Here is a 23,780-nt window from a genome sequence, read left to right as displayed (position 1 = left end):
TTGTCGAATTAAGCTTTTTTATATGCATTCATTTTAAACTTCGAATCAATACTACTTAAATAAGCAATAACCTGATCTTTTTACAGGAAATGGACAGTTTATCAGTAAGAAGACCTGAGCGTTTGTTGCGACAAGGCTGTCAAAAGTGTTACAATTTAAGGATACGAATGCAATAGAAAGGGGTTCACCGATGCTAGGACTAGTGAAGAAAATTTTTGGTGATTCCAATGAACGGGAAATTAAACGGATGCTTAAGGCTGTTGATTACATCAATGAGCTTGAGGCTACTATTAAGCCGCTATCCGATGAGGAGTTAAGAGGCAAGACGGTTGAGTTCAGAAATCGTTTGGAAAAAGGCGAGGAACTGGATGATTTGCTGCCTGAAGCTTTTGCTGTGGTTAGAGAAGCGGGCTTGCGCGTTTTGGGTAAACGTCATTACGACGTTCAGCTCATCGGGGGTATGGTGCTGCATGAAGGCCGTATCGCGGAAATGAGAACAGGGGAAGGGAAGACGCTCGTTGGAACACTCCCTGTTTATTTGAATGCTTTGCTGGGTAAAGGCGTACACGTAGTTACGGTCAATGACTATTTGGCACAGCGGGATAGCGGTGAAATGGGTCAGATTTATGAGTTCCTCGGCTTGACGGTTGGGGTAAATCTGCATGACTTGTCCCATGAGCAAAAGCAAGCGGCTTATGCTTGTGATATTACGTATGGAACGAATAACGAATATGGCTTCGATTACCTGCGTGACAACATGGTGCTGTACAAGGAACAAATGGTTCAACGGCCGCTTTATTTCGCGGTTATCGATGAGGTTGACTCCATTCTTGTCGATGAGGCGAGAACGCCATTGATTATTTCTGGACAAGCTGCGAAGTCAACAGATTTGTACTACGCGGCAGACCGTTTTGTGAGCACGTTGAAAGCAGAAGAAGATTACACGATAGATATTAAAGTGCGTTCCGTGGCTCTTACTGAAGAAGGGGTAGCTAAATCGGAGCGTGCATTCGGCATTGAGAACTTATTCGATCATCAGAATGTGAATATTAATCATCATGTGACACAAGGGCTTAAAGCACGTTTCATTATGAAACGCGATGTGGATTACGTGGTGCAAGATGACGAAGTGATGATTGTTGATGAATTTACAGGCCGTATTATGACAGGCCGTCGTTATAGCGATGGGCTGCACCAGGCGATTGAAGCCAAAGAGCAGCTGCAAGTTCAGAATGAAAGCATGACGCTGGCGACGATTACTTTCCAGAACTATTTCCGGATGTACCGCAAGCTTGCGGGTATGACGGGTACAGCGAAGACGGAAGAGGAAGAGCTCAAGAAGATTTATGGTCTTGAAGTTATCATAGTTCCGACGAACCGTCCGATGATTCGTAAGGATATGCCGGATGTGGTGTACAAGTCAGAAATAGGTAAATTCAGAGCTGTTGTTGAGCAGATCGTAGAGCGCCATAAGCTGAATCAACCGGTTCTTGTCGGTACTGTTTCAATTGAGAATTCCGAGGTATTATCGGACATGCTCAAGAAGAAAGGCGTTCAGCACAAAGTATTGAATGCGAAGTATCATGCGGAGGAAGCTGAAATCGTAGCACGCGCAGGCCAACCGGGCTCTGTGACGATTGCGACGAACATGGCGGGCCGCGGTACGGACATTGTACTTGGCGAAGGCGTACATGACGCAGGCGGACTGCATATTATAGGTACAGAACGTCATGAAAGCAGACGGATCGACAACCAGCTGCGTGGACGCGCAGGCCGTCAAGGTGACCCAGGTTCTTCCCAGTTCTACCTCTCCCTAGAGGATGAATTGATGAAACGCTTCGGCGCGGAAAATATCATGGCGATGATGGACCGCCTCGGAATGGAAGAAGATCAGCCGATCGAGAGCAAATTAATTTCCCGCGCAGTGGAATCGGCTCAAAAACGCGTTGAGGGCAACAACTTCGACGTGCGTAAAGTCGTTCTTCAATACGATGATGTAATGAACCAACAGCGTGGTATCATCTATAAACAACGTCGCGAGCTTCTGGAGTCCGACAATATTCGTGAGGTCATTGAAGGTATGATTACTTCTGTGATTGAGCGCGTGGTGAAAGCACACTGCCCGGAAGAACAAATTCCGGAAGAGTGGGAAGTTCAAGAAGTGGCTAACTTCGTGAACAACAATTTGCTGCATGATGATGCGCAAATTACGGATCAAGATCTATGGGGCAAAGAGCAAGAAGAAATCATTGAATTTATTCAAGCTCTTGTCAGCAAACGGTACGATGAGCGTGAAGAAGAAATCGGCGCTGAATTCATGCGTGAATTCGAGAAGGTTGTCGCTCTTCGCGCGGTAGACAGCAAATGGATGGATCATATTGATGCTATGGATCAGCTTCGCCAAGGTATCCACCTTCGTGCATACGGCGGTACGGATCCGCTTCGTGAATACCAATTTGAAGGATTCGAAATGTTCCAAGAGATGATTGACAACATCCGGGAAGAAGTTGCGATGTACATCATGAAAGCTCACGTTCAAAGCAACCTGGAGCGCCAAGCGGTAGCTGAAGGTCAAGCTGTGGACACGAAGAACGAAGCTGGCGGCAAGAAACCACTGGTGCGCGACGAAGAGCAGCGTATCGGGCGTAACGACCCATGTCCTTGCGGCAGCGGGAAGAAGTTCAAACAGTGCCATGGGCAAGGCAGCTAAGCAGGATTTACCCGGCCGCAGCTAATTAACCCGATGATAGGGGCACAAGAGAATAAAGAGGTGTAAGACATGCTGGAACCAGAAGTGAAACAAGACTTAAGAGAAACAGCAAAGCGACTAACCGAATTACGGGGGTCTCTTTGACTTAGATCATAAGCTGGAAGCGATCGGCGATTTTGAGGAAAAAATGGGGGCGCCGGACTTCTGGGACGATAACGAACGTGCCCAGAAGACCATCGCAGACCTCAACGTGATCAAAAGTGTCGTTGATGAATTCAATGGCTTCTCGAACGCGTTCGATGACCTGCAGGTCATGGTCGAGCTCGAGGAAGAGGAAGCCGATGCTGGCCTGGCAGCCGACATTGAGGAAGGCATCGCGGCACTTAAGAAGAAGCTCGAAACGTTCGAGCTTGGCTTGCTTTTGAATCAGCCGTATGACCGGCTGAATGCTATTCTTGAGCTGCATCCCGGTGCCGGCGGCACCGAGTCGCAGGACTGGGCGGAGATGCTGCTGCGCATGTATCGCCGCTGGGCGGAGAAGCGGGGCTACAAAGTCGAGGTCCTCGACTATTTGCCCGGCGACGAAGCCGGCGTGAAGAGCGTCACGCTGCAGATCACAGGCTTCAACGCCTACGGCTATTTGAAGGCGGAGAAGGGCGTGCATCGGCTCGTTCGCATCTCGCCGTTCGATGCCTCAGGAAGGCGTCATACGTCCTTCGTGTCGTGCGACATCATGCCGGAGATTGAGGACGATACAGAGGTTGAGATCCGCACGGAGGATCTCAAAATCGATACGTATCGTGCCAGCGGCGCCGGCGGTCAGCACATCAACACCACGGATTCGGCTGTGCGGATTACGCACATGCCAACCGGTGTCGTGGTGAGCTGTCAGCAAGAGCGCTCGCAGATCAAGAACCGCGAGAAAGCGATGAAAATGCTCCGCTCCAAGCTGTATGAGAAGAAGATCGAAGCGAATTTAAAGCATTTGGCTGAGATTCGCGGCGAACAATCAGACATTGGATGGGGAAGCCAAATTCGTTCATATGTGTTTCATCCCTATAGCATGGTCAAAGATCACAGAACTTCGGCGGAGACAGGTAATGTAGGTGCGGTAATGGATGGAGATCTCGATACGTTCATTGATGCTTATCTACGTCATCAGATTCGGAAGCCGGATAGTGAAGTGTAGTCAGAAGTTGGCGTATCTTGTTGCGCTCAGGTCTGCTGCGCATACCCGAAGCCATAGACGATCATCCTACACCTAGAAGGTGTAGGATTTTTTGTGAGAGGAGGGCCGCTCGTGCCCAGAAAAGAACCGCGGATACGGATCGGAAGTCCTTCCCATACCGTATTTGAATATACGTTATTAATAATTGGCTCGCTCATCATGGCCGCGAGTTTTAACTGCTTTTTAAATCCGAATCAGATAGCAACAGGTGGGGTCTCAGGGATCTCAACCATTGTGCAGCATATAACGAATCTAAACCCGGCCATCACGCAATGGGCATTGAATATCCCTATTTTTTTGCTAGCCCTTTGGCTTTTGGGGGGACAGTTTGGGGTTAAGGCTGCCGTAGGGTCGGTCATTTTTCCGCTTTGTGTACTGTTAACAAGTCATCTAGGCGTACCTACTCATAATCCTTTATTAGCGGCAGTTTATGGAGGGATGGGAGTCGGGCTTGGGTTAGGCATTGTTTTTCGTGGACGTGGTTCAACGGGCGGATTGGGTTTGGCTGCTCAAATTCTACATAAATATTCGGGTTTAAGCCTTGGCTTTTCGGTTGCGGTGTTTGATGGGTTAGTCATTATAAGCTCAGCTTTGATTTTCACCCCGGAGAATGCTCTTTACGGAATGATCGGTTTATTCGTCACAACGAAAACAATTGACATTGTACAGCTTGGATTCAACTATGCCAAAGTGGCCTTTATCATTTCGGATCATACGGATGCTATTCGCAAAGCGATTTTATATGATTTGGATCGGGGACTTACAGAGTTGAATGGGTCCGGAGGTTTCACGGGGGAATCTCGTACGGTCATGATGGTCGTCGTGAAACAGAATGAGGTAAGTCGTTTGAAAACGCTGGTGCAATCCGTGGACCCGCAAGCTTTTGTCATTTTGAGCGAAACGAATGAGGTCTTGGGTGAAGGTTTTAAGAAGCATGCCTAAGAATTCGCTTTGATGGAGTGGGGTAAAAAAATTAGGCGCACATTGGTGCGTCTTTTTGTCTTTTTGTGCATAACTCAACTTTTGGCCAATATTGTTGTGGGTAAATTGTGGATAAGCTGTGCATAACCCTAATACTTACCCACATTTTCGAAAAAGAAGAAGCAGCGAACATACAAAATTTGCTTGTGTGGCGTTTGTTTTGGGATAATAGAGGGAGTGTGCACGGCTAAGGTGAGAATATATCTGAAATGACTCATTTTTATGCACGGGACACGTGAATTTGATGCATATTATGTATATTTTTCTCTAAAAAGCAGGTTCCTGCACAAGCTTCGCAGAGATGCGAGAAATCCTTGAAACGACTTGCTGTAAATCAATTTTATTGACAAAAATCGGACAAAAAAATTCATTGAGTTATTATGTATGCGACTGTATAATAATACATATATTTTGAGGACGTCTGGGGGAAATTCAAATGAGTCATGGCGTAAGAGCGGCTATTATTGGAGCCACAGGTTATGGTGGTGCAGAATTGATTCGTCTATTGCAGGCGCATCCGTTAGTTCAAATTACTTCGGTTATCTCAACTTCGAATGCGGGAGCACCGCTTGCTGAGCATTTTCCGCATTTGCAGGAGATCGTTTTGGATGTGCTCGATGTATTGGATGTTGACCTTATCGCAGGCAAAGCGGATGTTGTTTTCTTGGCAACGCCAGCGGGTGTGAGTGCAGAACTTTCGCCGAAATTGTTGGCAGCTGGATTGAAAGTCATTGATATCTCCGGAGATTTGAGATTGAAGTCGTCAGCGGATTATGAGAAATGGTACAAAAAACCGGCCGCTTCCGAAGAGGCGCTGGCTCGTTCGATCTACGGTCTGTCCGAAGTGTTCGGGGACGAAGTGAAAGGGAGCGATCTGATCGCAAATCCTGGCTGTTATCCGACAGCTACGCTGCTTGGTCTGATACCTGCTGTTGCAGCGGGCTGGATCGATCCTTCGACGATTATTATAGATGCCAAATCCGGTGTGTCCGGTTCTGGGCGCGGAGTGAGCTTGGGTGTTCACTACTCCGAAGTGAATGAGAATTTAACTGCATATAAAGTGAATAAGCATCAGCATATTCCAGAAATCGAGCAGGCGCTCAGTCGGGTTGCCGGCAAGCCGGTGATTACGACGTTCACAACGCACCTTGTACCGATGACTCGTGGTATTATGGCTACGATGTATGCCTCTGTGAATGGCGAGCGTACGCTGGAAGATTTCACCGAGCTGTACAGCCAGTATTATGAAGGAAGAAAGTTTGTGCGTATTCGCAAGAATGGCAAACTGCCTTCAACGAAAGAAGTATTCGGCTCCAACTACTGTGACATCGGTTTTGCTGTGGATGAACGTACAGGACGTGTGACGATTGTTTCGGTCATTGATAATGTGGTGAAAGGCGCTGCAGGTCAGGCCATTCAAAATTTAAATATGATGCAAGGCTGGGACGAAACGACAGGGCTGTTGTTCGCACCGGTGTATCCATAACGATAAGATGAGGACAGGTGACGAACGAACATGCTAGAGCAAGGTAGCTTTACTGTCGTGCCAGAGGGCACGGTTACGACGCCGAAAGGCTTTCGTGCAGGCGGTCTGCACTGTGGTTTGAAGAAGACGGAGCGCTATGATCTGGGCGCAATCGTCTGTGATGTTCCTGCGGCAGCGGCGGGCGTGTACACGCTGAACGCATTCCAAGCGGCACCGCTGCGCGTGACGCAAGAAAGCATCGCCCATAGCGGCAAGCTGCAGGCGATGATCGTGAACAGCGGCAACGCCAATGCGTGCACCGGCGAGCAAGGCGAGCAGGACGCGCGCGCGATGCGCGCCGCAAGTGCGAAGGCACTAGGCGTGGCGGAGCATCACGTCGGCGTGACGAGCACAGGCGTCATCGGCGAGTTATTGCCGATGGGCAAGGTGCTCAGCGGCATCGAGCAGCTGCCAGGCCGTGTGAAAGTAGACGGAGGCGAAGACTTCTGCCAATCGATCCTGACAACGGATCTTACGCAGAAGATGACGTGTGTCCGTGTTGTGGTTGGCGGCAAGGAAGTACATATTGCCGGGGCGGCGAAGGGTTCGGGGATGATTCATCCGAACATGGCGACAATGCTCGGTTTCATGACAACCGATGCACCGATCGAAAGCGTACACCTGCAGCAGCTGCTGGGCAGGATTACAGACAGCACGTTCAACATGATCACTGTTGACGGAGATACAAGCACCAACGACATGGTCGTGGTGATGGCTAGCGGGCTGGCCGGCGGCGAAGCGTTGAATCCGGAACATCCGGATTGGGAAGCGTTCGCGGCAGGGTTCCAGTACGTTGGCGAATACCTCGCCAAAGCGATTGCTCGCGACGGCGAAGGCGCGACGAAGCTGATCGAGACGACGGTAGTCGGCGCGGAGAGCGACGAGGCGGCTCGCAAGATCGTCAAGTCGATCATCGGGTCGAGCTTGGTGAAGTCGGCTGTTTATGGAGCTGATGCCAACTGGGGTCGGATCATCGCGGCAGTCGGATACTCCGGTCAGCCGGTGAACGTAAACACGGTCGATATTCGCCTTGGCGATATCGCGGTGTTGGAGCAGTCGCGTCCAGTGAAGTTTGACGAGGAAGCGGCGCTTGCTTATTTGAAAACAGACACGATTCAAATTCACGTGAATTTGCATATGGGCACTGGCAAGGCAACAGGCTGGGGCTGCGATTTGACATATGATTATGTGCGGATCAATGCGGCTTATCGCACATAAGGAAGCAAAGGGGAACGAACGGCTGTGAAGAACAATTGCTTTGTGATGAAATGCGGCGGGAGTACGCTTGCGGCTTTACCGTCCAGCTTTTTTGAAGATATGCGTCAGCTTCAGGACGAAGGCATCGTTACTGTCATCGTACATGGCGGTGGTCCTGCAATCTCGGAGACGCTGGGGAAGCTCGGAATTGAGTCTGGTTTCGTGAACGGCCTGCGGGTGACGAACGAAGCGGTGTTGGATGTTGTAGAGATGGTGCTATCTGGTCAGATCAACAAAGAGATCGTCCGCCGTATTCAATTAACGGGCGCAGCTGCACTTGGATTGTCCGGTGTGGATGGACATCTGATCGAAGCGAAGCCAGTGGCGAACAGCCATGAAGTTGGACTTGTCGGCGACGTGACGAAGGTCAATGCGGAGTTGATTCAGGGCATCGTGAATATGGGCTATATTCCGGTCATCGCACCGGTTGGACTTGGCGCAGATGGCGGACAGCGTTACAACATTAATGCGGATACAGCAGCGGGAGCGGTCGCTTCGCACCTTGGTGTCGAGCAAATGGTTGTTGTGACTGACGTTCCAGGCATCATGAAGACGGTTGACGGCGAGAAGCAAGTACTTCCGGTTGTGAGCGTGGCAGAGATCGAAGAAATGATCGTCAGCGGTGAGATCTACGGCGGCATGATCCCTAAGGTCCGTGCAGCGATTGCTTGTATACAGGGTAAGGTGCAGGAAGTTGTTATCGTGAATGGATCTGAGCCGAATGTACTGAGCAAAGTGCTGAAAGGCACCGGTATTGGTACGCGGATTGTGCGTTAGAAGGTTTTAATCATCTCGGAGCATATTCGTTTTGAAATAGCAGCAATTATCTATAGGACATCACTTAAAGGAATCATAATCAATACGCACAAAAGTGCGCATTGGAATAACCACTAAGGAGGGAATGTACATGACAGAAACGGGAAAAAGCTCGCTCTTTCCAACTTACACCAGATATCCGATTACATTGGTGAAGGGGGAAGGCAGCCGACTGTGGGATGACACAGGCAAGGAGTACATCGATTTGATGAGCGGCATCGCGGTGACGAACCTCGGACACGCGCCTCAAGCGGTGAAAGAGAAGCTAGTTGAACAGCTGGATCAGCTTTGGCATGTGAGCAATCTTTTTCATATTCCGAATCAGGAGAAGCTGGCCACTTTGCTTACGGACAACAGCTGTGCGGACGCGGTATTTTTCTGTTCCACGGGTGCGGAAGCGAATGAGGCGGCAATCAAATTAGCTCGTCGCTACTCCCAGAAGGTGCTGAACAATGGTCGGTACGAGATTATCACGTTCAACATGTCGTTCCACGGACGCACACTGGCTACGCTGACCGCTACAGGTCAGGATAAAGTAAAGGAAGGCTTCCATCCGCTTCCAGGCGGTTTTGTCTATGCGCCTTATAACGATATTGATGCTGTTCGCAGTCTCGTGAATGATACAACTTGCGCGATCATGCTTGAAATGGTTCAAGGCGAAGGCGGCGTTCTGCCGGCTGATCCGGAATTCGTGAAGCAGATTGCTGAGCTTTGCAAACAGGAGAATTTGCTGTTAATTGTAGATGAAATCCAAACAGGCATTGGGCGTACAGGTAAATTGTTTGCGTATGAGCATTACGGTGTGGAGCCGGATATTTTCACATTGGCCAAAGGTCTTGGCGGTGGCTTCCCGATCGGAGCTATGCTGGGCAAGGCGCATTTGGCTGAAGCTTTCAGCGCAGGCAGTCACGGCTCGACGTTTGGCGGAACACCAATTGCGACAGCGGCGGCTCACGCGGCTTTGGACACGATTATTTCGGAGAAATTGTCTGAACGTGCAGCAGAGTTAGGCGAGTACACGGTGAAGAAGCTGGAAAGCAAGCTTGCGGGCAATCCGTTAATCGCGAAGATTCGCGGTGTTGGTCTGTTAATTGGCATCGAGTGTACGCAACCAGCTGGTGAAATCATCAGTGAAATTCACAAACAAGGTGTATTGGTTATTCCAGCAGGGCCGAATGTGATTCGTTTGGTACCGGCTTTGACGATACCGCAAGCAGATTTGGATCAAGCGCTGGATGTCGTGTGTGATGTCCTCTCCCAGAAGGCATCGACGATCAGCAGCATTTAGACAGAGTTAACGTAGAGAGGTTGGATGAAATGAATATTACCTTACAAGAAGAAATGGCTGCCCAACTGAAGGGCAAAGATTTTCTTGCTTTGGTTGACTATACACCGGAAGAAATCGAATATTTGATTCACTATGGCATTGAGCTGAAACGCAAGCAGAAGGCTAGAGAGCCTCATGCTGTATTAGCAGGCAAAACGTTGGGGATGATTTTTGAGAAATCATCGACGCGTACGCGTGTATCTTTTGAAGTCGGGATGTACCAGCTTGGCGGTCAGGCGCTTTTCTTAAGCAAAAATGATCTTCAGCTTGGACGCGGAGAAACGGTTTGGGATACGGCGCAGACGTTGTCCCGTTATCTGGATGGAATTATGATTCGTACGTACGAGCACCGTAAAGTGATCGATCTGGCTCGTGGAGCAACGGTGCCGGTTATTAATGGGCTTACTGATTACGCGCACCCTTGCCAGGTTATGGCTGATTATCAAACGGTTCTGGAGAAAAAAGGCCGTCTGAAAGGGATCAAAGTGGCTTATATCGGGGATGGCAACAATATGGTTCACTCTCTGATGATGGGTGCGAGCAAATTAGGCATGGACTTCGCGATTGCTTCGCCGGAAGGGTATGACCCGGACAAAGAAGTGATTCAGATTTCCAAGGAAAATGCTGCGCAATCCGGAGGCAGTGTGCTGCTTACTCGTGATCCGCGCGAAGCGATCGAAAATGCCGATATCGTCTATACAGATGTATGGGCGAGCATGGGCTTTGAAGCGGAGCAGCAGGAGCGGGAAGTCGCTTTCAAAAATTTCCAAATTAACGAAGCGCTTGTGAAGTATGCGAAACAGGATTACTTGTTCATGCATTGCTTGCCAGCCCATCGTGGGGAAGAAGTGAGCGAGGGCGTCATCGATGGCGCGCATTCGATCATTTTTGATCAAGCCGAGAATCGTCTTCATGCGCAAAAGGCCATTATGGCCGCGACAATGATATAATAGCTATCAATCAGCAGAATTAGAAACGGAGAGATTAGTAGACATGGCTAAGGAAAAAATCGTACTCGCCTATTCCGGCGGACTGGATACATCGGTAATTTTGAAATGGTTAAAAGAGACTTACGACGCTGAAATCATCGCGTTCACAGCGGATATCGGGCAAAAAGACGAGCTTGACGGTCTGGAAGAAAAAGCGCTCAAAACTGGCGCATCCAAAATCTACATCGATGACCTGCGCGATGAATTCGCGAAGGATTTCATCAACCCGATGTTCCAAGCGGGCGCTCTGTATGAAGGGCAATACCTGCTCGGCACGAGCATTGCGCGTCCGTTGATCGCGAAGCGCATGGTCGAGATCGCCCGCGCTGAAGGCGCAACAGCGATTGCGCATGGCGCAACCGGCAAAGGGAACGACCAAGTGCGCTTCGAGCTTACAGCAGCGGCGCTGGCGCCTGAGCTGTCCGTTATCGCGCCTTGGCGTTTGGAACAATTCCGCGAGGAATTCCCAGGTCGCGCAGAGATGATCGCCTATGCCGAGAAGCATGGCATTCCGGTGACGGCATCGGCGGCGAAGCCGTATTCCACAGACCGCAACCTGCTGCACATCTCCTTCGAGAGCGGCATGTTGGAGGATCCTTGGTTCGATGCTGCACATGACGACAACAAAGGCATGTACGTCTTGAGCGTAGCTCCAGAAGACGCTCCGAATGAAGCGGAATACATTGAGCTTGAGTTCGATAAAGGTGACTGCGTAGCGATCAACGGAGCCAAATTGACTCCGCTGCAAGTGATGGAAACTTTGAATGAAATCGGCGGCAAGCACGGCATTGGTCGTGTGGACATGGTTGAGAACCGTTTCGTTGGCATGAAGAGCCGCGGCGTGTACGAAACTCCGGGTGGTACGATCCTTTTCACGGCTCACCGCAAAATGGAATCCCTCACGATGGATCGTGATGTGATGCACCTTCGTGATTCCTTGATTACGAAATATGCGACACTGGTTTACAACGGCTTCTGGTTTGCGCCTGAGCGTTTGGCGATTCAAGCGCTTGTGGCAGAAAGCCAAAAGAACGTTTCAGGTACAGTGCGTTTGAAACTATACAAAGGCAATGTAATCGGCGCTGGCGTCAAAAGCCCAGTATCCCTATACAACCCAGATATTGCAACGATGGAAGCAGATCCGACGAAAGCATACGATCAAGGCGATGCAACTGGTTTCATTCGCTTGAACGCGCTTCGTTTGAAAGTATCTTCCGGCGTGGAGCAAAACGCGAAGAAATAAGTTCGCAGTCTTTCAAGGGCTTTCCCACTGTGGAAAGCCTTTGGGCTGTCCATTAGAGAGGGGTAGTGCAACGTGTCAAAGCTTTGGGGTGGACGATTTACGAAGCAAACCGACCAATTGGTCGAAGAATATACAGCATCGATTACATTTGATAAAGAGTTGGCTGAGGAAGATATTCAAGGCAGCTTGGCGCATGTGACGATGTTGGGCAAATGCGGTATCTTGCCTGCTGAAGATGTAGAGAAGATCAAAGACGGCCTGCTGCAAGTCCAAGGCATGATCCGCCGCGGCGAACTCGAGTACACGATTCAGAATGAAGATATTCATATGAATATCGAGAAAACGCTAATCGACCTGATTGGTCCTGTTGGCGGCAAGCTGCATACGGGCCGCAGCCGCAATGACCAAGTGGCAACGGATATGCATCTTTACCTGCGCAAGCGGGTTGTTGAGTTTGTGGGACATCTGATCAAGCTGCAGGAAGCACTGATCGACCAAGCCAAAAACAACATTGATACGATTGTTCCGGGTTATACGCATCTACAGCGTGCGCAGCCGATCCTCTTTGCACATCACTTGATGGCCTACGTCAGCATGTTCCAGCGCGACTTGGAGCGCTTGCAGGACAGCTACAAGCGCGTAGATATTTTGCCGCTTGGCGCTGGCGCGCTCGCCGGCACGACGTTCCCGATCGACCGCCATTTCGTGGCGGAGCAGCTTGGGTTCGGACGCGTGTACGAGAACTCCCTGGATGCGGTCAGCGACCGCGATTTCATCTTGGAGTTCCTCTCTAACGCGTCCATGATCATGATGCACCTTTCTCGCTTTAGCGAGGAGATGGTGCTGTGGTCTTCGACCGAGTTCGCGTTCGTCGAGCTCGACGATGCTTTCTGTACCGGCAGCTCGATCATGCCGCAGAAGAAGAACCCGGACGTGGCCGAACTCGTCCGCGGCAAAACCGGCCGCGTCTACGGCAACTTGTTCGGTCTGATGACCGTGCTCAAGTCGCTGCCGCTGGCTTACAACAAGGACATGCAGGAAGATAAAGAGGGCATGTTCGATACGGTTCGCACCCTGCAAGGCGCGCTCCAATTATTCGCTCCGATGGTCGCTACGATGAAGGTCAACACGGATCGCATGAGACAAGCGGTTAACCAAGACTTCTCTAACGCTACGGATATCGCGGATTACCTTGTTAACAAAGGTCTGCCTTTCCGCCAAGCGCACGAAGTGATTGGTAAAACGGTTCTGCACTGCATCCAGAACAAAAAATATTTGCTCGATATGAGCATCGAGGAGTTCAAAACGTTCTCAGAACTGTTCGAATCCGATATTTATCAAGTTTTACAACCGGAGCAAGTGGTCAATGCACGTAATGTCTTTGGTGGAACTGCAAGCAACCAAGTGACAGAGGCGATTGCTCGCGCTGAGCAAGTTTTGGTTCAATCCAACGTGTGGCTCCAAGCTTTTCTAGAAAAAAGCAAATAAAACAAAAGCCTTCAAACTCATCGGTTTCGATGGGAATGAAGGCTTTATTATTAGTTGTTGGTTACTGAGATGGAACCCGTATCGGTTTGCACTTTCACTTGTTTGCTGCCATCACCGATGGCACCTTTGGCCGAATGACGCCCACTATTCTCGTTGCGCTCCATATTTACACCTGGGATAGTTAGATTAACATTGCCTATATCCGATCTTAAATCAAAACTTGCGTTCTTCGGAGCGGGATCCAATTTAAGGCGAATGCTGCCTACGTCCGATTGCAGCGAAACGGAATCACCGATATCGTTTAATTTCGCTGTAATACTACCGGTATCTGTTCTTAAAGCCACATTGCCCTGACCATTGTCGACGGTAATGCTTCCTGTATCCGTTCGTAGATTAAGCTGCTTTCCTTCATAACGGTCTATAGAAATATTGCCTGTATCTGTGGATGCTTCCAAGCTTGCCGCCTTGATTTCTTTGAGATGAATAGCTCCTGTATCAGAAGAAATGGTGATAGCTTTGAACATTTTATCGGGAAGGGAGATTTCTGTTTTTAGCTGTTTGCCGCGACTGGCAATCAGGCTTTTTAACTCGGACAAACTAATGCCAATATTAATTTGATTTTTTTTATGCGTAGCAACATTTACCCGCCACACGTTATTTCCTTCCGTAGCTGCATCAATGACGCAATCCTTGGCAGCCTTTTCCCCTACTGTTCCTACCAAGTGTACTTTAATTTCATCCGAATTGCTCGGAACAAAGGTGATCCCGGAGATATCATTTTGGAGAATTAACGTATCGATGTTAGCGGCGGAAATTTTCTTTTCGATATCGATGTTGGCTATTCCCTCGTTCAGGTCGACGCTTTTGAAAGAGACAGCTGTTCCAATAAGCCCAATGGCCAAGCAGGCAAAACCAATCAGCAAGAAAAATTTAGGTCCACGTTTCATGGCTTACGCCCCCTTTATCAATTTGGCATTGAATTGGATATATGTCCAAGTGAGTTTGAAGAATACTTTGAACAGCCAGGAGCTGAACGTTGTTAGAATAATTCCTAGGCCAAATAAAGCGAGCATGGCGAATCCGATAAAGCGCATATCGTTGTCGAAGGTTCCCGTAAAGGCAGTGAGAACTTCGATGATGGGTGCGATAATTAGCGCAAACCCTGAAATAAACAATGCGACCAGGGTTGATAACACAGCGAACCATGGCCCAACGATGAAGATAAGGTTGAAAAAACCAAGTCCAATGCTGACAATAATCGCCTTAATCCCTGTCTCTGGCTTCACCGGATAAGGGTAAGGAGCATTATTTGCATACGGGTTCGTTTGATAAGGCGGTGTATAGGGCGGAAACCCATTCGCTTCAGGGGCCTTGGTAGGTGCCGGTGGCGGTGTGGGTATTGGCTCTTGCTGGACATAAGCCTTCTTCTCTACGGGCTCAGTGAATGTGCTGCCTGCTGGCTCCTTATGGCTGCTTGGCGCTTCCTTCTGCCCATTCCATTGAGGTACGCGCGGGTAGCCTAGCGACTGGGCCACGTCGTCCTCATGTTTCCCGTTCTCAAGTGCTTTTTGAAATAATTCTTCATAGACAGACAATATATTTTGGCGCTCCTTCTCGGGAAGTCCGCGCAGTCGATAGTGGAGTTCTTTGAAGTAATCGATTTTGCTCATCGTCAAACCTCCTTGTTTGCTATTTCGTACTTTAATCATAATAGAAAAAAGTCATAATGACCTAGTAACTACAGTCACATGACCTTTTCTTTTTTTATCCATATTTGCTCGTAGGGACCATGACCTCGGTAATTAGCGAAATGCTGGCCCTTTCACGCCATCCTCCAGAAGAGGTTGATTGGACTCAGTCTGGTTGCCATCCTCGGGCTTGATATTCCCTTGATTTGCAGCGATCAAAGTGGGTACAGGCGAATATTGATCTTTGGAAATCAACTTTTTCTCCACGATTATGCCGTTCTCTCTTTTGGTGCGATACGTTTCAACCTTATACCCAACTTTACCCGTACTGATCGTTTGGGTCGCCCCCGCACGAAGGCTAGGGTTGTGCAAGTATTTGATTGGAGGTTGAATAGTTTCAATAATCGTAGAGTCGATATCATAGGAAATGGAGGGGGTCATATGCCCAAAAAGCTTCACGGTAACTGCTTGCTCCGTTGTGATCGTGCGTATTAATACAAAAGCGTCCGTATTATTGCGGAATTTGAAATTGATATAGCCATTGGCAAAAGTCGCATCCTGGCCTAATGGAACATAGCTGACAGGAAGCGAATGATTGCGCCTCTCGACGATTTCCAGTCCGCTTCGCAGAACAGCGTTATAAAGGGTCGATGACACTTGGCAAATGCCGCCCCCAATGCCAGGCACCAATTTGCCGTTCAGAATGACAGGCGCCTCTTTATAACCGAATTTCGCCTCGGTTTGTGCAATGATTTTGCTGTAATCGAACGTTTCTCCCGGTGCCATAAGCAAATCCTGAATAGATGCGGCAGTTGAACGGATGTTATGAATGCGGCCTTCCCCGGATAAAGGGAACGAGGTTGTGAATTCCGATATTTTGCCATCAATGCCTTGCTGTGTCAAGCTTTCAACCGTTATAGCTGGACTTTGCTCATACAAAGGAAGTGTCAGGCGCACGGGTGCGGTATTGTTGATATACGAAATAGAAGGAGCGATTTCTTGCAAATGCTCGAGCAGGTGAGCGATGTCGACGCGCAGCACGTTTTGTTCCTTTTCATAGGTTAGCGAGTCTTGTGCGGTGACGATTCTCTTGGCGGGAGTTGGCTGCTGGGCATAAAGCGCGCTCCAGGCTTCTTTGACAGCTTTGACGAGCTGCGCTTCATCGACCGTAACCTCGAGAGGAATATCCGCGTGACGAAGCGACCAGCGAGCTTTTATTCGCTCAAATGGCGAGCTGTCAAAAAGCTGTTTCAGCGACTGCTCAAGCGCCTCATTTTGATAATGAATGCCTAGTTGGCCTAACGTTAACTGTCGATTGGGAATATCGGGATAAGAGGTGTCTATTTGAATAGGAAAGGCTAAGAGCTGCTCAAGACGCTTGTTGTATTGCTGTTGAAAGGCTTCGTAACGCATATCTCCAACACGCCAGCCTGCGACAGAGAAGTTCGGCGGGAGGGTAGTTTGAGAGCCATACATATATAAAGCGATGCTAATGGCGCCAAACGCACCAAGAATGATCGACACATAGAAGATAATTTTTCTGATTTGAAATGGCATGTACAGCGGCTCCTTTACTTATGAATTAGTCTCGGGCCTGTACTACCATATGTATCGTTCATCAAGAGATTTTAGTACTTGCCTCATCTGCTCAAGCTTGATAAAAAAATAACCGCCGAAAAGAAGCTTCGACGGTTTCGTATTTCGCTTTATTTGGTTCCTGTAAAGGTAATGCCCTTGATGAAGAACCTATTGCCGAACACATACACTAGCAAGGCTGGCAGCGTGAAGACCATGGATGCTGCCATGATATAGTTCCAATAAGAAATGTATTGGCCTTTGAATGTATTCAACCCTAGCGGGAGGGTGAACATAGCGCGCTCTGACATGAAGAGCAATGGTTTCAGGAATTCATTCCATGAGCCCATGAAGGTGAAGATCGCCATAGCAGCGAGCGGTGGTCCGGCCAGCGGAAGCGCTACCCGGAAGAACATGCCGATACGGCTCATGCCATCCATCTCTGCTGCTTCTTCTAATTCTTTAGGGAAGCTGATGAAAAATTGGCGCATCATGAATATATAAGTCGCTTGCACCGCGGCTGGAATGATCAAAGAGCGGTAGCTGTTCAGCCATCCTAGGTCTTTGATGATCAAATATTGCGGAATGAGCGTAACTTTATCCGGCACCATTAGAATCGTTAAAATAAAGAAGAAAATAAGTTTGTTGCCAGGAAAGTCAAAGCGGGCTAAGGAATACCCGGCCAGAGAATTCAGCAGCAAATTGAGCAGGGTAACGGAGATGCCCACCATAACACTGTTTAGAAACCAGCGCGGGAACATTTGCTCGCTTGTGAAGATATATTTGTAATTATCGAGTGTGAAATGCTTGGGAATAAACGATAATCCGGTTGTAGAGATTTCCGCTAGCGTCTTGAACGAAGCGGAGAGCGCCCACAAGAACGGAATGATGGTGATTACCGCATAAAAAGCCAGCATGAGATAGGTTAACACGCGCGCGAAGGCGCGGGATTTGGTTGCTTCCATATTGGGTCTCTCCCTTCTAGTTCAATTTCTCTTCGCCGCCGAACAGCTTGCGCTGAATCAATGTCACAACCATGATGGCACAGGTTAACATGAAGGCCAAAGCGGAAGCGTAGCCCATGTCTAAGTTCTTAAAGGCATATTGATAAATCAGCAGGACAAGGGTCAACGTAGAATTATCAGGTCCGCCAGAGCCGTTAGAGATGATATAGGCCTGATCGAAAAGCTGGAAGGTTCCAATCAACCCCATCGTAACGACGAAGAATGTCACAGGTTTGAGCATGGGCACTGTAATTGAGATGAATCGGCGCCAGGTGCCAGCACCATCCAGTTCAGCTGCTTCATATAGCGTATCGGGAATATCCTGCAGCGCAGCCAAGTAAATAACCATAAATTGAGGCGCTGTGGAAAATATATTCATGATCATAATGCCTTTGAGGGCGACGCTTGGGTCTCCAAGCCAGTTGTAGCTGTCCAAACCTACGAGGTTGAGCAAATCGTTCAATAAACCATCGGATTTATATAGCCACATGAAAATGAGCGTTAATACCGCAGATGAAGTGATCGTCGGCATAAAATAAACAACTCGGAAGAAATTGCGAAACTTAATTTTTGAATTCAGTACCGAAGCCATCAGCATGGCGACGATGGTTTGTATCGGAACGACATAAATGGCATATTCAACGGTATTGCGGAGTCCTATCCAGGCACGGTCATCATCTGCGATCCGAGCAAAGTTGCGAAGCCCGATGAATTTGTAACTGACGCCGCCTAGCAGTTCCACCTTATGTAGAGAGAGGAACACGGCATACAGAATAGGCAGCAAGAAGAAGGCGCCAAGTATAAGCAGAGACGGAGAAACGAACAAATATCCCGAAATCACGTCCCGCCATTTGCGGCGGTTCCAGCGTCGTTTCATTATAAAGCTCCCCCTTTCCTGTAAAATACGTAAAAGAGGAAGGCTCTCCTCTTTTACGGTTACTATGCTGTATTTAATTATTTCGCAGCAGCAATTTCCTTGTTGGCAGTATCTTGCGCTTTCTTAAGTGCTTCTTCCAAGGTTACTTTGCCCTGATAAGCGGAAATAAACTGATTGTTGAAGTTGTTCATAATGGTTGGCAATGTTTCTTTGGCTTGCCAAGGAATGGAGTAGGAGTTGCCGGCAACCAAAGCAGCGCGAAGCGGGTCTTTGTCGAATCCGAGTTCTTTCGATACGGATTTGCGGGCAGGCAGCGCTAAGCCTTTGCTAGTCCAAGTTTTCATGCCTTCTTTGCCAGTGAGATAGGAAATGAGTTCCCATGCCTCTTGTTTGTGTTTCGAGCTTTTGTTCATGACATAAGCAACGGTGTAAGCCATTGTCGCTTTTTTGCCGAACGTGGTAGGGACTTCAGCTGTACCGAAGTCGAGATCTTTGAATGTCGTTTGCAGGTACGGAATTGCCCAGTTTCCTTCAATAACCATGGACGCTTTGTGCTGTCCGAACATTTCGCCGCCCCAGCCAGCGCCCAAATCTTTTGGCTCGCCTGCGGATTTATCTTTCAAATGCATATCGACAACAGGCTGCAGCCCTTTCAAAGCTTCAGGAGAAGCGTAAGCCGCATTGCCATTATCGTCGGATATTTTGCCGCCAGCCGCCTGGATCATGAACATTTGGCGAGCGAGCTCAGGCGCCGCGCCGAATCCGAAGCGGGAGACTTTGCCGCCGTCTGCTTTGGTAAGCTTTTTAGCTGCATCTTGAAGCTCTTCCCAAGTGGTAGGAACCTTCGTGATACCTGCGTCTGCAAAATCTTTTTTATTATAGAAAAGCGCTAATGTTGAGGTATCTTTCGGGAAGCCATAGCTTTTGTTGTCTTTCCCTTTGAAGGCATTCACAAGCGGTTCTTCGAAATCAGCCACGTCAAATTCAGGTTTGACATAGCTATCAAGCGGTTCAAGCACGTTTTTGGCAATGAGGCCAGGAGCTTCAAAAGCATCCAGGAAGAAGACATCAGCGCCTTCGCCACCGACTAAACGTGTTTTGATCACGTCCATGTATTGATCCGCGATAACGTCAAATTTAACGGTAATGTTCGGATGTTTGGCTTGGAAATCTTTCAGAACTTGTTGAAACAAGGCTGTTTCTTCCGGGCTGGAGCCCCAGCCATTCAAAGTGATGGTGACAGGTTCTGCTGTCCCAGCGGAAGTCGCGGCAGGGGATGGAGATGCGTTGTTCGTTTGGCTGCCGCAGCCGGAAATAACGATCATGGATGATACAGCAGCGAGTGAAATGCCAGTAAGCCATTTTTTCATGAGTAAATGCCTCCCTTTTTATAAACAGCTATTTATGAATGGTGAATCACTTGAAGCCCTGTTGTATTGTTCAATACTTGGACTACCGGGGTCTTCGTCTGCGGGCTCAGTTGAATAGATAGACTCAATTTGCCTTGCGCCACTGTCATATTGCGGACGGTAAGGTCCGTCATGCCAGATGGAAGCACAGGGTTTAAACGGATGGTACTGCCCAGCGTGTCAGGCTCAATACCAAGCATCGTTTGCAGAAATACGAGTGGAGTGCCGGCTGCCCAAGCTTGCGGAGAACAAGCGACTGGATAAGGCACAGGCTCGCCAATAGATTCGTCGTATCCGCAATATAATTCAGGCAGTCTATGGTATTCGAAACTTTCAGCAGCCTTCATTAAGCCTTCGATGACTTGCATCGTTTCGGCTTTGTAGCCGCAGCGGCTCATGCCGAGCAGTACAAGTGAATTGTCGTGCGGCCAAATGCTGCCGTCATGATAGCTCATCGGATTGTAGCCAGCTGATTCCGTACTCATCGTGCGAATGCCATAGCCGCTGAACATGTCAGGAGCTACCAGCCTTTGTACCACGGCTGCGGCGCGATCCGGCTGCAGCATGCCGGACATAAGAACATGACCCGGGTTAGTCGTCACGGATTGAACTTGCTTCTTGTCAGCGTCCAGCGCAATCGCGTAGAAGCCTTCTTCTTCCATCCAGAAGCTCGCTTCAAAGCGTTGGCGAAGCTCTTCTGCGGAGCTTTCGAGCTCCTGCGCCATCGCTTCTTTGCCAAGCTGGCGAAGGATCGGTGCCAGTTTCACTTTGGCATGATAAACGTAGCCTTGGACTTCAGCAAGCGCAATTGGCGCTTTGGCATAATCGCCGTTGCTGTGTACGACGGAATCACCGGAGTCTTTCCAACCTTGGTTGGCGATACCTTTGGATGATTTCTGGTAGTATTCCACGAAACGGTCGCCGTCTGCATCGCCATGCACGTCGATCCAGTTCAGGGCTTGCTCGATGTTCGGCATCAACTGCTCGATCAGTGCCGTATCACCGGTCCATTGCACATATTCTGCTGCAAGAAGCAGGAATAAAGGTGTTGCATCAATGGTTCCGTAGTAAGGCGTGAACGGAACTTGATTCGTTAGCGCCAGCTCGCCGTAGCGGATTTCGTGCATAATTTTGCCAGGCTCTTCATCACGCCAAACATCATGTTTGGTCCCTTGATAAGAGGCTAGGGTTAACAAGGTGCCTTTGGCCACATTCGGCTCGGCAGAAAGCATTTGCAGCGCGGCGATTAAACTGTCCCGTCCAAAAGGAACGGCATACCAAGGCAGTCCGGCAACGGGAAATTGTCCATGCCCGAGGTCGGTCAGGAGCACGCGCAAATCCTGCAGTCCGCGATCGTATAGATGATCGAACAGCGGAAGATTGCTTTCTACGGAAGTAGTGTTCGTGTCCCATTCTTGATAAGAAGCTTTCAGCTGTTGAATTGCCTGCTCGGCAGGTACTTGTTCAGGTCCTTGGCCATCGATATAAGGAGCGATGAAGAAGGTCACGGACTGCCGCTCTTTGGGAGCCAGCTCAAACGTGAACGCTACTGTGCTGTCTTCCTGAACCGTTGTTTCTTTGCGATCCCAGCCGATATGGGTTTGACGCTCGACACCGTCGGTCCCTTTGTAGCGCTTGACCAGCTTCTGAGGGTCCTGAATGTCCGGAAGCAGTTCGCCGAATGTTCCGTTCTGGAAGCCTCGAACGACGAACATGTCAGCGAAGTCGCTTTCGAAGCGAGCCGTAAAGTCGAAAGCGACCGGTTTAGGATAAAAATTCGTGAAGGCAATCGTTTCGTATAAAGCGCCTTCATAAATAAAACGTTGTCTTTCCAGTTCAATGGACTCTCTCCAAAGAATCAACTGCCCATCCGATTCCATATGAGGATTAGTCATACGAATGGTGGCGATATAGTTCGTTCCTGCGGAAGAACTAAGCAGAATCGGCGTCATGCCGTTAATACGAATCTCCATCCCACTTAAAAAGCGGGTATCCTTCGTATATAAACCGTGTCCTGCAGTATTCCCTGCTGGAATATCGCCGGTTTTATCGGTCATGAGGAATAGATCATTCTCCTTGATGACGCGGTAATCCATTCGGGCCACCCCTTTTCTCTGTTATTCTTGATGAATTTACAATTCTTATCCTTCCGAAACGTTTCGGGTGCGATTAAAAAGAAAAGGAAATTAAAATCAAAAGGGGATAAGCCCGATAAATTTTCTTTTCCAATTTTCAAAAATAAGCCAATGAATGTTTTCCGAAACGTTTTGGTAAACTACATTTTTGATTATACATAACGCTGTAACCATTTTCAATCCCTTTTATACATTTTTTAAGCGTTTACATCGTTTGATAATTAAGATTGAAACTGGAAGGGGAATATATTAATATAGAAATTATATAAAAATCCGCAAAATACACTCCAAAACGTTTTGGATGAGGAGCGAGCACGCTACGAATGATTACAATTAAAGATATTGCCAGAGAAGCAGGCGTGTCCGTCACGACGGTATCTCGAGCGCTTAACGGATACGATGATGTTAATGATAATACCCGGAAAAAGATTCAGCTTATTGCTAATGAGCTTGGTTATAGTCCTAATATGGCAGCACGCAGCCTAATCTCGAAGAAAACCCAGACCCTCGGACTTCTGCTTTCCGGCATTACTCGCAGCAGCTCCAAGGACAGCATAGCGTTTGAAATTCTTTGTGGCATGAACGATCGGGCTGGCGAGCTGAACTACGATCTGATTTTATTCAGTACGACTCCGCAGAAGCAAGCGGCAAAGTCTTACAAAGCGCTCTGTCAGGAACGCGGGGTAGATGGCGTTATTATTATGGGCATTCGGCTGGACGACCCTTATTTGAAAGAAATTGTCACTTCAAGCCTGCCCTGTGTACTGATCGACATTCCTTTCAAGAACAGCAACGTTGGCTATGTGACCTCGGATAATATTCAAGGTGCGGCTCGCATGACACAGTTCTTGATTGAACAAGGCCATACCAAGGTGGCGCTCGTGAATGGTCATGAGCAAGCGGATGTCAGCATTAAGCGGCTGGATGGCTACAAGCAAGCGCTGAAGCAAGCAGGTATCGCTTTTGAGCAGGATTTGGTGCTCGACGGAGGGTTCTCGGATGAGGGAGCACGTGATGCTACCTATAGGCTGATGTCCCAGCATCCGGACGTAACCGCTATTTTTTGCGCCAGCGATATTATGGCTCTGGGGACGATGCAAGCGCTCCGCGGGCTTGGGCTTGATATTCCTGGTGACGTCTCTGTTGCCGGATTCGACAACATCAGCATTTCCGCGTTTTGTTCTCCTACGTTAACGACGGTTAGCCAAAACCCCTATGAAATCGGTTATCAATCTGCCCAGATGATTATTGATATGCTGGAAGGACGCCAAGTTACCAAACAATTGGTACTTCCTACCGAACTTCTTATCCGAGCTAGTGTAGCAGCACCCAAAAATGCAACCAAATAACGAACAGGACCGTCCTATACAGGGCGGTTTTTGCGTATAGTATGGTTTTAGTGCTTGAAATGACTGGCGCTGAATTTCTCTAAATCTGCAAGATAATGATATAATGACGGTATTCACCATAAAATTCGAAACGATTTTAGAAGGATTATCCGCTTTTGTGTCGAATGGATAAAGGCTAT

The 23,780-nt window shown here is 48.6% G+C and carries 18 protein-coding genes; 11 read left to right on the top strand and 7 right to left on the bottom strand.

Annotation, left to right across the window (positions count from 1 at the left end; all coding sequences use genetic code 11):
• Nucleotides 1-190 precede the first annotated feature (190 nt).
• The 10 genes from secA to argH all read left to right on the top strand — a co-directional run bounded on the left by secA (nucleotide 191) and on the right by argH (nucleotide 13,564).
• Nucleotides 191-2,710 carry a preprotein translocase subunit SecA gene (gene secA / locus BC351_RS22405; RefSeq protein WP_079415085.1) on the top strand — a complete coding sequence of 840 codons (2,520 nt, stop codon included), beginning with the start codon at nucleotides 191-193 and terminating at the stop codon, nucleotides 2,708-2,710.
• Nucleotides 2,711-2,779: 69 nt separating this feature from the next.
• A protein-coding gene (gene prfB / locus BC351_RS22400) for a peptide chain release factor 2 (protein ID WP_144028493.1) occupies nucleotides 2,780-3,899 on the top strand; the annotation gives its coding sequence in 2 pieces (ribosomal slippage) (nucleotides 2,780-2,851 and nucleotides 2,853-3,899; 1,119 coding nt in all).
• 111 nt (nucleotides 3,900-4,010) lie between these two features.
• The gene (locus BC351_RS22395; protein ID WP_425270938.1) at nucleotides 4,011-4,880 is read left to right on the top strand and encodes a YitT family protein; all 870 of its coding nucleotides are present in this window, start codon (nucleotides 4,011-4,013) and stop codon (nucleotides 4,878-4,880) included.
• 475 nt (nucleotides 4,881-5,355) lie between these two features.
• Nucleotides 5,356-6,405, top strand: coding sequence for an N-acetyl-gamma-glutamyl-phosphate reductase (gene argC / locus BC351_RS22390; RefSeq protein ID WP_079415079.1), 1,050 nt, complete (start codon nucleotides 5,356-5,358; stop codon nucleotides 6,403-6,405).
• 30 nt (nucleotides 6,406-6,435) lie between these two features.
• Nucleotides 6,436-7,662, top strand: coding sequence for a bifunctional glutamate N-acetyltransferase/amino-acid acetyltransferase ArgJ (argJ, locus tag BC351_RS22385; protein WP_079415077.1), 1,227 nt, complete (start codon nucleotides 6,436-6,438; stop codon nucleotides 7,660-7,662).
• Nucleotides 7,663-7,707: 45 nt separating this feature from the next.
• Nucleotides 7,708-8,478 carry an acetylglutamate kinase gene (gene argB / locus BC351_RS22380; RefSeq protein WP_079415183.1) on the top strand — a complete coding sequence of 257 codons (771 nt, stop codon included), beginning with the start codon at nucleotides 7,708-7,710 and terminating at the stop codon, nucleotides 8,476-8,478.
• A gap of 130 nt (nucleotides 8,479-8,608) precedes the next feature.
• Nucleotides 8,609-9,805 carry an acetylornithine transaminase gene (locus tag BC351_RS22375; RefSeq protein WP_079415075.1) on the top strand — a complete coding sequence of 399 codons (1,197 nt, stop codon included), beginning with the start codon at nucleotides 8,609-8,611 and terminating at the stop codon, nucleotides 9,803-9,805.
• A gap of 29 nt (nucleotides 9,806-9,834) precedes the next feature.
• Entirely contained in the window at nucleotides 9,835-10,794 is a 960-nt protein-coding gene (gene argF, locus BC351_RS22370; RefSeq protein WP_079415073.1) for an ornithine carbamoyltransferase, read from the top strand.
• 43 nt (nucleotides 10,795-10,837) lie between these two features.
• Nucleotides 10,838-12,076, top strand: coding sequence for an argininosuccinate synthase (locus BC351_RS22365; RefSeq protein ID WP_079415071.1), 1,239 nt, complete (start codon nucleotides 10,838-10,840; stop codon nucleotides 12,074-12,076).
• 72 nt (nucleotides 12,077-12,148) lie between these two features.
• Entirely contained in the window at nucleotides 12,149-13,564 is a 1,416-nt protein-coding gene (gene argH, locus BC351_RS22360; RefSeq protein WP_079415069.1) for an argininosuccinate lyase, read from the top strand.
• Between the two features lie 50 nt (nucleotides 13,565-13,614).
• Here the strand turns inward: argH and BC351_RS22355 are convergent, their stop codons facing one another.
• The 7 genes from BC351_RS22355 to BC351_RS22325 form a co-directional block, all read right to left on the bottom strand.
• Nucleotides 13,615-14,511: a DUF4097 family beta strand repeat-containing protein gene (locus BC351_RS22355; RefSeq protein WP_079415067.1), complete on the bottom strand. Its 897-nt coding sequence runs from the start codon at nucleotides 14,509-14,511 to the stop codon at nucleotides 13,615-13,617.
• A 3-nt stretch (nucleotides 14,512-14,514) separates the two neighbouring features.
• Nucleotides 14,515-15,234 (bottom strand): HAAS signaling domain-containing protein, encoded by a 720-nt coding sequence (locus BC351_RS22350; RefSeq protein WP_158082192.1) that lies wholly within the window; start codon nucleotides 15,232-15,234, stop codon nucleotides 14,515-14,517.
• Between the two features lie 132 nt (nucleotides 15,235-15,366).
• Entirely contained in the window at nucleotides 15,367-16,809 is a 1,443-nt protein-coding gene (locus BC351_RS22345; protein ID WP_079415063.1) for a VanW family protein, read from the bottom strand.
• A gap of 149 nt (nucleotides 16,810-16,958) precedes the next feature.
• Nucleotides 16,959-17,792, bottom strand: a complete 834-nt coding sequence (locus BC351_RS22340; RefSeq protein ID WP_079415061.1) for a carbohydrate ABC transporter permease — start codon at nucleotides 17,790-17,792, stop codon at nucleotides 16,959-16,961.
• 16 nt (nucleotides 17,793-17,808) lie between these two features.
• Entirely contained in the window at nucleotides 17,809-18,708 is a 900-nt protein-coding gene (locus BC351_RS22335; protein ID WP_079415059.1) for a carbohydrate ABC transporter permease, read from the bottom strand.
• A 77-nt stretch (nucleotides 18,709-18,785) separates the two neighbouring features.
• A complete protein-coding gene (locus BC351_RS22330) occupies nucleotides 18,786-20,078 on the bottom strand; it encodes an ABC transporter substrate-binding protein (protein WP_079415057.1) in 1,293 nt (430 codons plus the stop codon).
• A gap of 32 nt (nucleotides 20,079-20,110) precedes the next feature.
• Nucleotides 20,111-22,213 (bottom strand): amylo-alpha-1,6-glucosidase, encoded by a 2,103-nt coding sequence (locus BC351_RS22325; RefSeq protein ID WP_079415055.1) that lies wholly within the window; start codon nucleotides 22,211-22,213, stop codon nucleotides 20,111-20,113.
• 362 nt (nucleotides 22,214-22,575) lie between these two features.
• Between BC351_RS22325 and BC351_RS22320 the strand changes: the two genes are divergently transcribed.
• On the top strand, nucleotides 22,576-23,601 hold the full coding sequence (locus tag BC351_RS22320) for a LacI family DNA-binding transcriptional regulator (RefSeq protein ID WP_079415053.1): 1,026 nt from the start codon (nucleotides 22,576-22,578) through the stop codon (nucleotides 23,599-23,601).
• Nucleotides 23,602-23,780 lie beyond the last annotated feature (179 nt).

The sequence above is a fragment of the Paenibacillus ferrarius genome, from assembly GCF_002027705.1.
GTDB lineage: Bacteria > Bacillota > Bacilli > Paenibacillales > NBRC-103111 > Paenibacillus_E > Paenibacillus_E ferrarius.
The sequence above is the reverse complement of the archived record's forward strand: the minus strand, read 5'-3'. Positions and strand labels throughout refer to the sequence as shown.

Bases quoted from the DNA above. Each gene is read 5' to 3' on its own strand.
- BC351_RS22340 (WP_079415061.1), bottom strand. From the start codon at position 17,792: ATGGAAGCAACCAAATCCCGCGCCTTCGCGCGCGTGTTAACCTATCTC.
- BC351_RS22350 (WP_158082192.1), bottom strand. From the start codon at position 15,234: ATGAGCAAAATCGATTACTTCAAAGAACTCCACTATCGACTGCGCGGA.
- argB (WP_079415183.1), top strand. From the start codon at position 7,708: ATGAAATGCGGCGGGAGTACGCTTGCGGCTTTACCGTCCAGCTTTTTT.
- BC351_RS22345 (WP_079415063.1), bottom strand. From the start codon at position 16,809: ATGCCATTTCAAATCAGAAAAATTATCTTCTATGTGTCGATCATTCTT.
- BC351_RS22355 (WP_079415067.1), bottom strand. From the start codon at position 14,511: ATGAAACGTGGACCTAAATTTTTCTTGCTGATTGGTTTTGCCTGCTTG.
- secA (WP_079415085.1), top strand. From the start codon at position 191: ATGCTAGGACTAGTGAAGAAAATTTTTGGTGATTCCAATGAACGGGAA.
- argF (WP_079415073.1), top strand. From the start codon at position 9,835: ATGAATATTACCTTACAAGAAGAAATGGCTGCCCAACTGAAGGGCAAA.
- BC351_RS22320 (WP_079415053.1), top strand. From the start codon at position 22,576: ATGATTACAATTAAAGATATTGCCAGAGAAGCAGGCGTGTCCGTCACG.
- BC351_RS22365 (WP_079415071.1), top strand. From the start codon at position 10,838: ATGGCTAAGGAAAAAATCGTACTCGCCTATTCCGGCGGACTGGATACA.
- BC351_RS22330 (WP_079415057.1), bottom strand. From the start codon at position 20,078: ATGAAAAAATGGCTTACTGGCATTTCACTCGCTGCTGTATCATCCATG.
- BC351_RS22375 (WP_079415075.1), top strand. From the start codon at position 8,609: ATGACAGAAACGGGAAAAAGCTCGCTCTTTCCAACTTACACCAGATAT.
- argJ (WP_079415077.1), top strand. From the start codon at position 6,436: ATGCTAGAGCAAGGTAGCTTTACTGTCGTGCCAGAGGGCACGGTTACG.
- BC351_RS22335 (WP_079415059.1), bottom strand. From the start codon at position 18,708: ATGAAACGACGCTGGAACCGCCGCAAATGGCGGGACGTGATTTCGGGA.
- BC351_RS22325 (WP_079415055.1), bottom strand. From the start codon at position 22,213: ATGGATTACCGCGTCATCAAGGAGAATGATCTATTCCTCATGACCGAT.
- argC (WP_079415079.1), top strand. From the start codon at position 5,356: ATGAGTCATGGCGTAAGAGCGGCTATTATTGGAGCCACAGGTTATGGT.